12 protein-coding genes and 2 pseudogenes are annotated in these 12,825 nt (G+C 66.3%); 2 read left to right on the top strand and 12 right to left on the bottom strand.

From position 1 onward, the window contains the following. Positions 1 to 14: 14 nt before the first annotated feature. The 9 genes and pseudogenes from MBENS4_RS01040 to MBENS4_RS01080 form a co-directional block, all read right to left on the bottom strand. Positions 15 to 1,512: pseudogene (locus MBENS4_RS01040) on the bottom strand (UDP-N-acetylmuramoyl-tripeptide--D-alanyl-D-alanine ligase). Continuing rightward, positions 1,509 to 2,981: a UDP-N-acetylmuramoyl-L-alanyl-D-glutamate--2,6-diaminopimelate ligase gene (locus tag MBENS4_RS01045; RefSeq protein WP_039388134.1), complete on the bottom strand. Its 1,473-nt coding sequence runs from the start codon at positions 2,979 to 2,981 to the stop codon at positions 1,509 to 1,511. The pseudogene MBENS4_RS01040 and the gene MBENS4_RS01045 overlap by 4 nt, the downstream one beginning before the upstream one ends. Beyond that, a pseudogene (locus MBENS4_RS01050) lies at positions 2,978 to 4,664 on the bottom strand (peptidoglycan D,D-transpeptidase FtsI family protein). The gene MBENS4_RS01045 and the pseudogene MBENS4_RS01050 overlap by 4 nt, the downstream one beginning before the upstream one ends. An 86-nt stretch (positions 4,665 to 4,750) precedes the next feature. After that, positions 4,751 to 5,332 (bottom strand): hypothetical protein, encoded by a 582-nt coding sequence (locus MBENS4_RS01055; protein ID WP_039388135.1) that lies wholly within the window; start codon positions 5,330 to 5,332, stop codon positions 4,751 to 4,753. After that, the gene (gene rsmH, locus MBENS4_RS01060; protein WP_039388137.1) at positions 5,329 to 6,312 is read right to left on the bottom strand and encodes a 16S rRNA (cytosine(1402)-N(4))-methyltransferase RsmH; all 984 of its coding nucleotides are present in this window, start codon (positions 6,310 to 6,312) and stop codon (positions 5,329 to 5,331) included. Before rsmH ends, MBENS4_RS01055 begins: the two co-directional genes overlap by 4 nt. Continuing rightward, positions 6,309 to 6,812 carry a division/cell wall cluster transcriptional repressor MraZ gene (locus tag MBENS4_RS01065; protein WP_039391495.1) on the bottom strand — a complete coding sequence of 168 codons (504 nt, stop codon included), beginning with the start codon at positions 6,810 to 6,812 and terminating at the stop codon, positions 6,309 to 6,311. Before MBENS4_RS01065 ends, rsmH begins: the two co-directional genes overlap by 4 nt. A 922-nt stretch (positions 6,813 to 7,734) precedes the next feature. Then, positions 7,735 to 8,127, bottom strand: a complete 393-nt coding sequence (locus MBENS4_RS01070) for a hypothetical protein (protein ID WP_239026357.1) — start codon at positions 8,125 to 8,127, stop codon at positions 7,735 to 7,737. Positions 8,128 to 8,144: 17 nt separating this feature from the next. Beyond that, positions 8,145 to 9,155 carry a cysteine synthase A gene (locus tag MBENS4_RS01075; protein WP_039388139.1) on the bottom strand — a complete coding sequence of 337 codons (1,011 nt, stop codon included), beginning with the start codon at positions 9,153 to 9,155 and terminating at the stop codon, positions 8,145 to 8,147. 196 nt (positions 9,156 to 9,351) lie between these two features. Continuing rightward, a complete protein-coding gene (locus tag MBENS4_RS01080) occupies positions 9,352 to 9,669 on the bottom strand; it encodes a 2Fe-2S iron-sulfur cluster-binding protein (protein WP_039388140.1) in 318 nt (105 codons plus the stop codon). A 151-nt stretch (positions 9,670 to 9,820) separates the two neighbouring features. Here MBENS4_RS01080 and MBENS4_RS01085 point away from each other — a divergent pair, with 151 nt between their 5' ends. Together MBENS4_RS01085 and MBENS4_RS01090 are read left to right on the top strand one after the other, a co-directional pair. Then, complete coding sequence (locus tag MBENS4_RS01085; protein ID WP_039388142.1) at positions 9,821 to 10,438, top strand: DNA-3-methyladenine glycosylase family protein; 618 nt, start codon at positions 9,821 to 9,823, stop codon at positions 10,436 to 10,438. Positions 10,439 to 10,681: 243 nt separating this feature from the next. Beyond that, the gene (locus tag MBENS4_RS01090; protein WP_039388144.1) at positions 10,682 to 10,924 is read left to right on the top strand and encodes a hypothetical protein; all 243 of its coding nucleotides are present in this window, start codon (positions 10,682 to 10,684) and stop codon (positions 10,922 to 10,924) included. Positions 10,925 to 10,930: 6 nt separating this feature from the next. Here the strand turns inward: MBENS4_RS01090 and MBENS4_RS01095 are convergent, their stop codons facing one another. Genes MBENS4_RS01095 through MBENS4_RS01105 form a run of 3 tightly spaced genes read right to left on the bottom strand, consistent with a single transcriptional unit; the run spans position 10,931 to position 12,791 of the window. Further along, positions 10,931 to 11,290: a YigZ family protein gene (locus tag MBENS4_RS01095; RefSeq protein WP_039388146.1), complete on the bottom strand. Its 360-nt coding sequence runs from the start codon at positions 11,288 to 11,290 to the stop codon at positions 10,931 to 10,933. Between the two features lie 48 nt (positions 11,291 to 11,338). Further along, positions 11,339 to 12,448, bottom strand: coding sequence for an acyltransferase family protein (locus MBENS4_RS01100; RefSeq protein ID WP_039388148.1), 1,110 nt, complete (start codon positions 12,446 to 12,448; stop codon positions 11,339 to 11,341). A 34-nt stretch (positions 12,449 to 12,482) separates the two neighbouring features. Continuing rightward, positions 12,483 to 12,791: a 4a-hydroxytetrahydrobiopterin dehydratase gene (locus tag MBENS4_RS01105; protein WP_039388150.1), complete on the bottom strand. Its 309-nt coding sequence runs from the start codon at positions 12,789 to 12,791 to the stop codon at positions 12,483 to 12,485. Positions 12,792 to 12,825: the final 34 nt, after the last annotated feature.

Genomic DNA, 12,825 nt, shown 5'->3' on the forward strand with positions numbered 1-12,825 from the left:
TGCGGGAGCGACCCTCACCCTTCCTGCTTGTTCAGCTCCGAAACGAGCGAGGCCAGGCCCACTGAATTGGACCCTTTGACGAGAATGGCATCCCCGCTTTCAAGCCCGAAAGCGCGCACACGATCCACAGCCTCCCTCACACTCTGGCAATGCGCGAAGCAACCGGTTTGCCAAGCGAGGAGGCGGCGTTTTCCCCCGCATCCGCGCGGGTTTCGAGTTCCCGGACGAGTGGGAGCATTTCATCGCCGACCAGCACCAGATAGTCGACACCGGCCTCGCGGATCGGCTCTTCGAGCGCGACGTGATAGCCCGGACCATGGGTGCCCAGCTCCTTCATCGCGCCCAGCACGGCAATGCGCCGCTTCGCGTTGGTGCGCCCGAGCTGCGCAAGCGTCGCGCGCATCGAGGCCGGATTGGCGTTGTAGCTTTCATCGATGAGGAGCGCGCTGCGCGAACCGTCCGCGTTGGCCTCCCCGCCTGAAACCGCGATTTCAAGACGTGCCCCGCGTCCGGCAAGGCCGCCCATTTCGGCGAGCGCTACGCCCGCAGAGCCAGATCGCCGCCCACGGCGCGGATCGCGGCCATGACCGCGAGCGAATTCATCACCTGGTGCTCGCCGGGTGCGGCGACGGTGTAGCACACGCGCCGGTCGCCCATGTCCGCGGTGACGAGCGATCCGCCGCCGATGGCATCGACCGCATCGAGCAGGCGCACGTCCGCATGGGCACCGCGCCCGAAGGCGACGACCTGCGCCCCGCAGCGCAGCGCGGCCTTGCGCAGACGCTCGTAATGCGGACTGTCGGCCGGGATCACCGCCGTGCCGCCACGTTCGAGCCCCTGGAATATCTCCGCCTTGGCGTCGGCAATGGCCTCTTCGGACTCCAAGTTCTCGATGTGGGCGGGCGCGATGGTGGTGATGACCGCGACATGCGGGCGGACCTGGCGCGTCAGCGCGGCGATCTCGCCTTCGTGGTTCATCCCCATCTCGAACACGCCGAAGCGAGCCCGGCCAGGCATACGCGCAAGGCTGAGCGGGACGCCCACGTGGTTGTTGTAGCTCTTGACCGAACGGTGCGCATCGCCGCGTGTCGCACGCTCAAGGCCTTCGAAGATCATCTCCTTGACGCCGGTCTTGCCGACCGACCCGGTCACCCCGATCACCGGCCCGCGCGCGCGCTGGCGCGACGCGGCGCCCAGACGCTCCAGCGCCTCCGTGGTGTCCTTGACAAGGATGTGCGGCCCTTCGACCGGACGGTCGACGACGCAGGCCGCCGCGCCCTTGGCGAAGGCCATCTCGACGAAGCGGTGGCCGTCCATGCTCTCGCCCTTGAGGGCGAAGAACAGGTCACCCGGCTCGACATCGCGGCTGTCGATCTCGACGCCCGATACGGTGAAAGGACCACTCGCCGAGCCGCGCAAGGCGCGTTCGAGCGTCGCGGAATCCCAAAGGCCCTGCCCCTGCTCTTCCGCCTCGGGTGCAGGCCAATCGAGAATGCGTGCCAGTGCCGTCATGCGTCACCTCCTTTCGCCAGCGCGCCTGCCATCTCGCGCGCCACGTCCACGTCATCGAAGGGCAGCACGCGCATGGCCTCGCCACGGCCGATGATCTGCCCCTGCTCGTGCCCCTTGCCTGCGATGAGGACGATGTCGCCGCCCCTGGCTTCGGCAAGAGCCGCACCAATGGCCTCGCGCCGATCGCCGATCTCCCGCGCGCTCGCACTCGCACCCGCAAGCACCATGGCGCGGATTGCGGCCGGATCCTCGCCGCGCGGGTTGTCGTCGGTGACGATGGCGATGTCGGCCAGTTCGCTGGCCACGCGCCCCATCGGCGCGCGCTTGCCGGTATCGCGGTCGCCTCCGGCCCCGAACACGACAATGAGCCGCCCCGAAACGTGCGGGCGCAGCGCGGCAATCGCGGCCTCCAGTCCGTCGGGCGTATGAGCATAGTCGACGTAAACCGGTGCGCCCGAGGGCGTGATCGCGGCGCGCTCGAGACGGCCGCGCACGGTGACAAGCCGCTTCATCGCATCGAACACCAAGTCCGCATTCCCGCCCGTCGCCAGAACCAGCCCTGCCGCGACGAGCGCGTTGGCGGCCTGGTAGGCGCCGATCAACGGGAGCGGGATCATGCGCGAAACGCCCGCGTACTGGACTTCGAGCTGCTGCCCCAGGCCACCCGGCGTGCGCGCAGCAAGCCGCATATCCTCGCCCTGCTCGCCCACGGTGAAGACCTTGAGACCCCGCGCCCGGGCATGGACGATGGCCCGCTGCGACCAATCATCGTCGGCCCAGATCACCGCCGTCCCCGCGTCGGCCACCACTTCACCAAACAGGCGCATCTTGGCCGCGAAGTACTCTTCCATGGTCGCGTGGTAATCGAGGTGATCGCGGCTGAGGTTGGTAAAGGCACCCGCCGCCACGCGCGGCCCCTCGATGCGGTACTGCGAGAGACCGTGGCTGGAAGCTTCGTAGGCGACGTGGCTGACGCCCTCGCGGGCGAGACCCGCCAGATTGCCGAGGAAGGTCACCACGTCCGGCGTGGTCAGCCCGGTCGAAACGCGCGCATCGCCTGTGGTCACACCCAGCGTGCCGATGGAGGCCGCACGCTCCCCCACCATGTTCCAGATCTGGCGCGTGAGCTCGACCGTCGAGGTCTTGCCGTTGGTCCCGGTCACCGCGACGAGCGTTTCGGGCACCGGACGATAGAACGGCGCGGCCAGCTGGGCGAAAAGGCGGCGCGGCTCGGCATCGACGAAGGACACTGCGCCCTCAACAGGAGCCTCGCTGGCCGAGACGACAGCGACCGCGCCCGACGCGATGGCGTCCGCGATATAGTCCTCGCCGTTGAAGCGCGCGCCCTTGAAGGCGCCAAAGACGGTGCCGGGCGCGACCTTCCTGTGGTCGATGGCGAAGCCGGTCACCTCTGCATCGGGACCGGGAAGCGCAAGGCCGGCGGTGGCGCAGAGGGCGGAGAGTTTCATTCTTCGGCTTCGCTCACTTCATGGGGGATGAGAGGCTTGAGATCCGAGATGTCGATATCGCGGGTCTCGTCGGGCATGATGCCCAGGAGCGGCCCGATACGCGGGACCACGCGCGCCACCACCGGCGCTGCGTTCCAGGCGGCGGTGCGCTGGTAGCTGGTCGCCGCCGTACCCTTGGGCTCGTCCATCATGGCTATGACGACATAGCGCGGCTTGTCCATGGGGAAGGCCGCCGCGAACGTGGAAATCAGCGAGTGGTGGCGATACCCCCCGTTGCCCGGCTTTTCCGCCGAGCCGGTCTTGCCACCGATCCGGAAGCCCGGCGCATCGCCCTTGCGGCCCGTACCGTAGAGCACGATCATGCGCAAAAGCTGGCGGATACGCGCCGAGGTCGCCGCGCTGAACACCCGGCGCTTCGGGTACTTCGCCCGCGCTTAGCTTGCGCAGGGTCGCCGGGCGCCACATGCCCCCGTTGACGAGCGCGGCATAGGCCGTTGCGAGGTGCAGCGGGGTAACCGCCACGCCGTGCCCGTAGGATACCGTCATCGTGCGCAGGCGGCGCCACTTGCCGTTGTCCCAGATCGGAAAGCCCCGCGCGGGAAGCTCGATGGCGGGCCGCGTGTTCATGCCCAGCACCTTGAGCTTGGCCTTGAGCCGCTCTCCGCCCAGTTCATCGGCGATCTGGGCTGTCACTACGTTCGAGGAGTGGATCAGCGTCTCGGGCACGTTGAGCGAAGCGCCCATCGCGTGGCTGTCCTTGATCGTGAAGCGCCCGACATGAAGCGGCGCGGCCGGCCAGCGGCGCGCCAGGTTCGTGACCGTGCCAGCATCGAGCGCGGCCGCGACTGTGATCGGCTTGAAGGTCGAGCCCAGCTCGTAGACCTGGTTGGTCGCGCGGTTGAAGCCCTTGGGCACCTCGCCCTCCTTGGCCTCTTCGGGCGTCACGACCATGTCGTTGGGCTTCACGTGGTTGGGGTCGAACCCGGGAAGCGAGGCCAGCGCCATGACTTCGCCGGTGTCGACATCGAGCACCACGCCAGCGGCACCCTTGGCCTCGGACAGCGCCATGCCCTTGGCAAGTTCGTCCTCGAGCGCGCTCTGAACGCGAAAGTCGATGGAGATCACCGAAGGCGCCGAGCGGCCTTCCGGGCTCACCAGCTCCTTGTCGAAGTACTGCTCCATGCCGACCTTGCCGTGGCCGTAGCTGTCGACATAGCCCAGCACGTGCGCGGCGAGCGAGCCTTGCGGGTAGTACCGCGTCGTCTCGAGCGGGAACTCCAGTGCAGGCTCACCCAGTTCGTGGACGCGGTTGGCGTCCTCGGGGAGCAGCGACTTGCGGATGTAGCCCGCCTTGCCCGACGAGAGCTTTTCGATCACCTCGTCCTGGTCGATGTCGGGAAAGATCCGCGCGAGACCCGCAGCGATTTCCTTGGGCGAATGAATCAGCGGCTCACCCTCGGTCATCGCCTTGGGGTTGAACCAGAGCGAATAGACCCGGAAGTCGCGGGCCAGCGGCGCCCCGTTGCGATCGACGATCTCGCCGCGCTGGGGGGTCAGCAGATCGGCCAGACGCACCTCGCGCGGCGACGGACCCGTAGTGCCGAGGTAGGCAATGCGCAGCGCAGCGATCATTCCCACCAGCACAAACGCAACGAGCACCCAGAGGGTGCGCGCCTTGGCCATGAGCAGCGAGCGCTGGCGTTCGTTGACGAGCCCGCGTGAGCCCGTCGAGACCGTGACCGGAACCGTCGACTGAAGAGCCAGCGCGGTCACTGGTTGGGCGCCTCCGCGATATTGATGCTGGCGAGACGGCGCGACAGATCGGCGGCTTCCGCGCGCAGGGCCTCGCGATCTGCGTCGCGCGTCTTGGCGGCCGCCACCTCGCGGCGGCGCTCTTCCTCGGGCATGGCCGCGGCCGTCGCGCCGCTCACCGGATTGACCATGGCGAGCAGCGAGCCGGCCTTCTCCTCGGCGCGCTCGGCCACGTCCTCACCCGGAATGTCGGCCGGCTCGGCGTTGGCGTAGCGGATCGGCGCGGGCGCATCGGGGCCCGGCGCGGCGCCCAGCGCGGCCAGCTGGCGCTCCCCTTCCAGATACTGGCCCGCCCCCGGTGCCGCGTACCCGAACTCCAGATCGTTGAGCTTCTTGAGCGCCTGCTGGTTGGCCCGCGTCTGGAATTCGGTTTCAAGGAAGTTGATCTGCTGCTGGGTGTACACGATCCGCTTCTCGGCCGCGTAGACCTCGCTCTTCACCGCGTTGACGCGCAAGGTCAGCGCCACGAGCATCGCCGCGCAGATGGCGAGCACCGTGATCCACCCGATGGAGCGAACGCGATCTTGGGTCAGGTTCATGGGTTTTTCCTTGAGGACGAGCGGGTTTCGGCGGAACGGGCGGGAGCGTGGGTACGGATGGCGCTGCGCAGGGTGGAGGAACGGGACCGGGGGTTGACCTCCAGCTCTGCGGCGCCGGGCTTTACCGGCTTGGCCACTTTCGCAAAGGTCGCCTCGGGGCCGGTATCGACGAGCGGCAGGTGGCGCGAGGTGGAGCGCGCCTGCCCGCTCGCCTCCTTGAGGAAGCGCTTGACGATGCGGTCTTCCAGCGAGTGGAAGGTGACCACGGCCAGTCGCCCGCCTTCACGCAGCAATGCCTCGGCAGCGGCCAGCGCGGCCTCGAGCTCGTCGAGCTCACCGTTCACGTGGATGCGGATCGCCTGGAAGCTGCGCGTCGCGGGATCCTTGGGCGCGCCGGGACGGTGGCCGAGCGCCTTGCGGATGACGCGCGCCAGCTCGCCCGTCGTGGTGATCGGACGCGCGGCAACGATGGCGCGCGCGACGCGGCGCGACTGGCGCTCTTCACCGTAGAGGTAGAGCACATCGGCAATCGCGCTCTGCTCGCCCTCGTTCACGAAATCGGCCGCGGAATAGCCATCCTGGCTCATGCGCATGTCGAGCGGACCGTCGCTGGCAAAGGCGAACCCGCGCTCCGCCTGGTCGAGCTGCATCGAGGAGACACCGATGTCGGCCACGATCCCGTCGACGGTTTCGATACCTGCATCGTGCAGGGCATCGACCATCTCGGAGAAGCGGCGGGGATGCAGGACCAGGCGGGGCGGCACGCTGGAAAGTTCGGGCCAGCGTTCAGGGTTCGCGTGGACGGCCGCGATGGCGTCGGGATCGCGGTCGAAGGCGTGGACGGTTGCGCCCGCATCCAGCAGACGGCGGGTATAGCCCCCCGCCCCGAAGGTCGCATCGACGACCACCTGGCCTTCAAGCGGCAGCAACGCGGCTTCGACTTCGTCCAGGAGGACGGGGATGTGGGGAGCCTCGCTCACTTGTTCTTCGCCTTGGCAAGTTCGGCGTCGGCCAGCGAACGGCAGGTGGCGACGATGGTTTCCATCTCGGGATCCTCGGCGAGCGCATAGAGCTCGGCCGGGTTCCAGATGGTGATGAAGCGGCCCACGCCCTGGAAGAAGAGCTGGTCCTCGATGTTGGCGAGACCCGACAGCGCCTCGGGCAGGACAAAACGGCCCGAGCCGTCGAAGGGAACCTGCTGGAACGAGTAGAGCTGCATCGCACGCTTGTCGCGGTTGAAGGGACGCCCGGCGCGGTCCGCGCGCTCTTCCTCGGCGTCGAGCTGCTTTTCAAAGTCGTCCACGCGCGACAAGCCGAAGGCGACGAGGCACTTCCACTCGGGATGCTTGGCCAGGCACATGATGTCCTTGCCGCTCGATTCCCGGACCGTGGGGCGAAGGGTGTTGGGCAGCACGAAGCGCTTCTTGTCGCGTATAAGCGAGAAGCCCTGTCCGCTGTAGATGGTTGGTTGCCCAGCCATGCCGCCCTGTTGATCCCCGTGGGTTTTGCCGCCTCGAAGCATGACCGAGGCCACCCCCGAAGCGCAGATGCGCGACAGGGTCCGCACCAACCGAACACGGCGCGGCGGGACTCAGGCATTCCGATTGCGATTCCTTCTACCTTGCCCCCTTGGGGGATAAAAGGGAAATTTGGGGAATGACGGGAATTTTAACGAGATCAGGTACCCCGGGAACTTTACCCACATACTTTCCACAGGGCTTATTAATCTCATGTTATCCAACAATACCCTTGAATTTGTGTAATTTTATGTAGTTTCACTGGGTTTGCGAGTGCGAAGACAGCCCAACTCACCACCATCCCCGGCCATCCCCACACCTGCCGGAAGCACCTGCGTAAAAACACGGATTGCTGCCATCACGAGCATAAGATCCCGCGATCTCCCCGTTTCGCCCAACGCATAGGTCTACTGGCGCTACCATGGCAATAAGTCCCGGTTTTCCGTACTTCAGGAGGCCCTTCACCACGGGAAACAGGACCGGTGCGTCCCCATAGCGCCCCCATAGGGAGGCAACCAATCCCCGACCTTCCCCGAAACGGCTCACACCCTTCCCCGCAGATCCCCATAAGGACCCGCACCAAGCCGCAATTGCGCAATACTGTGCGAGAATGAGGAGACCGGAAGCCAGGGAACTCTCCGTAGTTCACCGGTCTGCCCCCAGTCCTCCCCAGACCGGGACGAGGTTTCACTCCGCCCAAGCCTGGGCAATCGCCCTGAGGGATAGTCCGGGAGGAGAGACGGCAGGCCGACCTGCCAATCCCCGTCAGCTCCCCACGAGGAACGGACGCAGACCGAAAGTCGGGTGCAAATCTTTAGGTGATTCTCAGGATGCCTGCGCGGCACGAAGGCCTACGCACGCCTCCTTCAGAGCAAGGGACGAGGTCTATTCCTCGCGCAGCGGCGCATCGAAAGGCGCTGCGCGCGGATCGAGCGGCCCTTCCACATCGCGCGCCGACGTGCCTTCGGCCTCCTTGGCCTTGGGCGAAGGTTCGGCCGCGGGCATGACGCCGATATCGGCGAGCGGATCGCTTGCCGGCTTCTTCTCGGGCGCATCGGCCGCGACGACCTCGCGGATGGGATCTTCCTCATCCGCAAGGCGCGCGCGCTCCATGATGATGCTCGCCAGCCCGACGATGAGCAGCATCGCGCACAGACCGAAGAGCCCCACCTGCAACCGGTGCATCGCCTGCGAGCGCAACTCGCGCGAGGACGGTTCCGCAAAATGCTGCGGGGTGGTCAGTGGCTCGACGACCTGGGGGGGGAGCTTGGTTGCCATCGCGGCGAAAGGTTACCTCAGCGCACCAGCCACGGGAAGACGGGCAGACCCTTGGTTTCGAGCCACTCGGGGTTGTAAAGTGTGGACAAGTACCGGAAGCCGGTGTCGCACAGGATCGTGGCAACCCGCGCATCCTTGCGGCCTTCGGCGACGAGCTTCTGGCCAAGCGCCACCGCGCCCGCCACGTTGATGCCCGAGGACAGCCCCAGGCAAAGGCCTTCTTCGGCCAGCAGACGACGCACCCACTCGAGGCCTTCCTCGTCCGACATGCGGAACTGGGTGTCGATCGGCGCGCCCTCGAGGTTGGCGGTGATGCGGCCCTGGCCGATGCCCTCGGCCACCGAAGACCCTTCGGCCTTCAGCTCGCCGTTGGCGTAATAGTTGTAGAGCGCCGCGCCATACGGATCGGTCAGCGCAACCACGATGTTCTCGTCGAAAGCCTTGAGGCCAAGGCCCGTACCCGCGATCGTGCCGCCAGTGCCCGCCGCGCAGGTGAAGCCATCGATGCGGCCACCCAGCTGTTCCCAGATTTCCGGTGCGGTGCTCTCGATGTGCGCCTTGCGGTTGGCGACGTTGTCGAACTGGTTGGCCCAGACGGCCCCTTCGGTTTCCTCGGCCAGACGGCGCGAGGTGTGCACGAAGTGGTTGGGGTCGGCAAACTTGGTGGGCGGAACGAGGACCAGCTCGGCGCCGAGCGCGCGCAGCGTGTCCATCTTTTCCTTCGACTGGTTGTCGGGCATGACGATGACCGACTTGTAGCCGCGCGCATTGGCCACCAGCGCGATACCGATGCCGGTATTGCCCGCCGTACCTTCGATCACCGTACCGCCCGGCTTCAACTCGCCGCGCGCTTCGGCGTCGCGCACGATCCAGAGCGCCGCGCGGTCCTTGACCGAGGCGCCAGGGTTGGCGAATTCGCACTTGCCCCAGATTTCGCAGCCGGCGGCGGCGCTGGGCCCTTTGAGAAGTACGAGCGGGGTATTGCCGATCAGGTCGATCGAGGAAGGCGTGGCGTTTGGTGCTGTCATGGCCGCTGACTTAGGAAGTGTCCCTGCATGTCGCAATCGAATTGCGCTTTAGGCGTAAAAAGCTGGACCGAGGGTTAACGCGCAGCGCCCTCCCCGCGATTGTCTGCATCCGATACGAAAAAGGGGCGCAAGGCCGGCCGGACAGAGTGCCCGGAACAGACCTTGCGCCCCTTTTCGCAAGCCCGAAGGCTCCGGATCAATCCTCGGCGGCGATCGTCACCTTGCAGCCTTCAAGCGCCGCGGTGATGGGGATCTGGCAGGAGAGACGCGAGTACTCGTTGCGGTGGTCCGAGCTGTCGAGCAGGTCGTTCTCGTCTTCGCTCATCTCGGGCAGCTTGTCCATGTAGGCCGGATCGACGTGGACATGGCAGGTCGCGCACGAGCAGCAACCGCCGCACAGCGCCAGAAGTTCATCGAAACCGCTGTCGCGGATGGTTTCCATGAGCGTGCGGCCTTCGCTGGCCTCGACGCTCGATTCCTCGCCCGCGTGATTGACGACGGTGATCTGCGGCATTGTCCTGTGTCCCCTCTTGGTAAACCGGGTTGGTCGGCGGCGCTTCTACACGCCTCTGACAGGAGGTGCTAGAAGCGCCATTCGGCTTTGGCAAGCCGATTTGATAATACTAAATCGCCAGAAGTTCATACTTCAACAAGAGAGATGCATCATGGCGCTGGGCGCACAACAGATTGAGTATGGGCTCGATACCCTGGCCGGTATCGAGCCGGGTATCGCCCGGGCGCTGGAGGCGTGTGGCTATCCCGAACCACGCCCCCGCCCCACCGGCTATGCGACACTTCTTCGCACCATCGTGGGCCAGCAAGTCTCGGTCGCCGCGGCAAGTTCAGTCTGGGCCAGGCTCGAATCGCTGCTGGGGCCCGAGCTGAAGCCCGAAGACCTCCTCGCGGCCGAGTTCGACGCGCTGCGCGGCTGCGGCCTCTCGCGCCAGAAGCAGGGCTATGCGCGTTCGCTGTGCGAACTGGTCGTGGCGGGCGAACTCGACCTGGCAAACCTCCCCGATGACGATGAGGCCGCCATTGCCGAGCTGGTCCGCATCAAGGGCATCGGGCGCTGGTCGGCCGAGATCTATCTGCTCTTTGCCGAAGGTCGCCCCGACATCTGGCCCGCTGGCGACCTCGCCGTCCAGGTCGGCATCGGCAAGATCCTGGGCCTTGCCGAAAGGCCGAGCGAGAAGGAGACCCGCAAGCTTGCCGAAGACTGGCGACCACACCGAGGCGCCGCGGCGATCTTCACCTGGCACTGCTACAACAACGCGGCACTCTGACACGCACCAGGCCGCTGAAAGCAGGGCGCCTTCTCTCGTCCGGCGCAGGCGCGCCACGCCCCATCGCGCTGCCTCTCTTCCCTCGTCTCGGACGGGAACCAAATTCCTCCAACTCGCATTCCCGCCGCGATGGCAAATTGCGCAAGGTCAAGGATATGCCCTGCCGCGTCTGCCATCGCAGAGAGTGAGAGAGAGTGCGCAGCCCGGAACCGGGCGCGTACGGCGGAAACCCGAGGATGCCCGATGCCAGTCTACCAGTTGCGCTTCGCCGAAGACGAAGTGGGCCTTGCCCAGCGGCTTGAGTTCACCGCTGCCGATTCGAGCGAAGCCCTGATCTTCGCGCACAAGGAAGCCCAGGACCGCAACGCCGAGCTGTGGCTGGAGGAAACCCGGCTGTGCACCATTCGCCGGGTGCGCACGCCCGCCTCCGACCGGATCGCACCGCTGGTGCATGTCCCCGTACGTGAAAGCGCGCTCGCAGGCTGAGGCGCCTCAGCCTTCCGCCTTCACCGCGTCCAGATAATGGGCGACCGCATCGCGCACGTGGCGAAAGCGGTCGCCGCCAAGGTGCTTTCCCCCATACCAGCGGGTCACCACGACAAGGTGCCCCTCCAGCCCCGCCGTTTCGAGCTGCTGGAGGATGATCATCCCTGCCCCGCTTTCGCCGTCGTCGTTCTTGACCGGGCCGTCCGCGCCCAGGAGACCCCACGAATTGTGCGTTGCCTTGGCGAACTTCTTCGCCTTCTTGAGCCCTTCGATGAGCGTGCGCGCCTCTTCCGCGTCGCGGCACGGCGCGCCCGAGACGGCGTATTTCGAGCCTCTGTCGGAAATGATCTTGTCGAAGGTGCGCATGGCCCGCGCCTTAGCGCCCGTTCCCTGGCGATGCAAAGCACGCGCGGTTCAGACGATGGCCGCCTGAACCTTTGCCCCCGCGACAGCGCGCTGGAAACGCCGCTCCATCCAGCGACGCAGATGCGGCGTCATGCCCTCCGTCGTCCGTGAAAGCAGCGCGCAAAGCCCGCACACCAGCACCAGCAACCCCGCCCAGACGAGCGGGCTGCGTCCTGCCTCGATCCCGTGCGAACGCAGCAACTGGATCAGCGGCCAATGAAACAGGTAAAGCGTGAAGGAGAAGCCCGCGAGCGCATGCGCCACGCCTCGCGTGCGCAGGATCGGAGCTTCAAGACGTGCCGCAAGCGGGCGCAGCGCGACGACGGCGCAGGCCATGATCGTGCCCATCACCAGATCCGACAGCACCCAATTGGACCATTTCAGCGGTCCAGGCCAGATCCGTGCCGCCAGCGGGTTAAGGACCGTCATATCGATCTGGAACAGCCCCCAGGCCGCAAATCCGCAGCCCGCCAGAACCAGGGGCGCGAGGCGCAGAGGCAATCTTTGCGCCGACGTCATGGCGGTGAGCGCCACGCCCATCAGCCAGACGGGAAAGAGGAGCAGCAGCGTCGGCCCCGCCAGAAGACACGCCAGACTAACCGCCGCCACGCGCGCCCAGCCCCTGAGGAAGAAGGCCAGCGCAAAGATCGCGTAGTACCAGACCTCGTAGCACAGCGACCAGTACGGCGGGTTCCAGACCGGTGCGGGCATTCCCGGCCAGGCGCTCAGGAAGACCAGGGGCGGAAGGATACGCTCGGCAAAGAGCAGAGGATCATCGGGGCTATTGTCGATGCGCACGTGCGCGTCCCCCGCCAGAAGATAGGCTGAAAGCGCCGCGAACAGCAGCGCGGGCACCGCGACCGGCAGGATACGGCTGACGCGCGCGATGGTGTAGCGCGCGAGGCTGGAGGGACGCGCCGTCACCGAGGTCGCGATGACAAGACCGGACAGCACGAAAAAGACGATCACGCAGTAGTGCTGGAGCCGCCCCGAGAACGGATAGGGCCCGGTGTAGAGCTGAAGCTGCACGCTGTGCCCCACCACCACCAGGAACGCGGCCAGGAAGCGCACGAAATCGAGCACGACCGACAGTGGCCGGGTCAGGAAGGGGCTCTGCATGGTGGCGCGCTCGGGACGGGTTCGGGGTGCGCGCTCAGTCGGCCCCGGCAGCCGTTGCCGCCGTGTCGATGAACTGCGCCATGTCCGCATCGCGGCCCGACAGGCCACCACAATCGTGGGTCGTCAGCGTGATCTCCACGGTGTTGTAGACGTTCGACCATTCAGGGTGGTGATCGGCCTTGTCCGCGTGCAGCGCGACCCGCGTCATGAAGCCGAAAGCGGCGTTGAAATCGGCAAATTTCAGGGTGCGTTCGATCGCCTTGCCATCACCGCGCAAATGCCACGCAGCGTGCTTTTCCAGCAGCGATTTCAGTTCGGTGGCGGAGAGCGGGGTGACAGACATGCGCGATACCTTTCCTCGAATCGCCTGCCGCGTC

It is taken from the genome of Novosphingobium sp. MBES04 (assembly GCF_000813185.1).
GTDB lineage: Bacteria > Pseudomonadota > Alphaproteobacteria > Sphingomonadales > Sphingomonadaceae > Novosphingobium > Novosphingobium decolorationis.

Bases quoted from the DNA above. Each gene is read 5' to 3' on its own strand.
- MBENS4_RS01045 (WP_039388134.1), bottom strand. From the start codon at position 2,981: ATGAAACTCTCCGCCCTCTGCGCCACCGCCGGCCTTGCGCTTCCCGGT.
- MBENS4_RS01055 (WP_039388135.1), bottom strand. From the start codon at position 5,332: ATGAACCTGACCCAAGATCGCGTTCGCTCCATCGGGTGGATCACGGTG.
- MBENS4_RS01065 (WP_039391495.1), bottom strand. From the start codon at position 6,812: ATGGCTGGGCAACCAACCATCTACAGCGGACAGGGCTTCTCGCTTATA.
- MBENS4_RS01070 (WP_239026357.1), bottom strand. From the start codon at position 8,127: ATGGCAACCAAGCTCCCCCCCCAGGTCGTCGAGCCACTGACCACCCCG.
- MBENS4_RS01075 (WP_039388139.1), bottom strand. From the start codon at position 9,155: ATGACAGCACCAAACGCCACGCCTTCCTCGATCGACCTGATCGGCAAT.
- MBENS4_RS01080 (WP_039388140.1), bottom strand. From the start codon at position 9,669: ATGCCGCAGATCACCGTCGTCAATCACGCGGGCGAGGAATCGAGCGTC.
- MBENS4_RS01085 (WP_039388142.1), top strand. From the start codon at position 9,821: ATGGCGCTGGGCGCACAACAGATTGAGTATGGGCTCGATACCCTGGCC.
- MBENS4_RS01090 (WP_039388144.1), top strand. From the start codon at position 10,682: ATGCCAGTCTACCAGTTGCGCTTCGCCGAAGACGAAGTGGGCCTTGCC.
- MBENS4_RS01095 (WP_039388146.1), bottom strand. From the start codon at position 11,290: ATGCGCACCTTCGACAAGATCATTTCCGACAGAGGCTCGAAATACGCC.
- MBENS4_RS01100 (WP_039388148.1), bottom strand. From the start codon at position 12,448: ATGCAGAGCCCCTTCCTGACCCGGCCACTGTCGGTCGTGCTCGATTTC.
- MBENS4_RS01105 (WP_039388150.1), bottom strand. From the start codon at position 12,791: ATGTCTGTCACCCCGCTCTCCGCCACCGAACTGAAATCGCTGCTGGAA.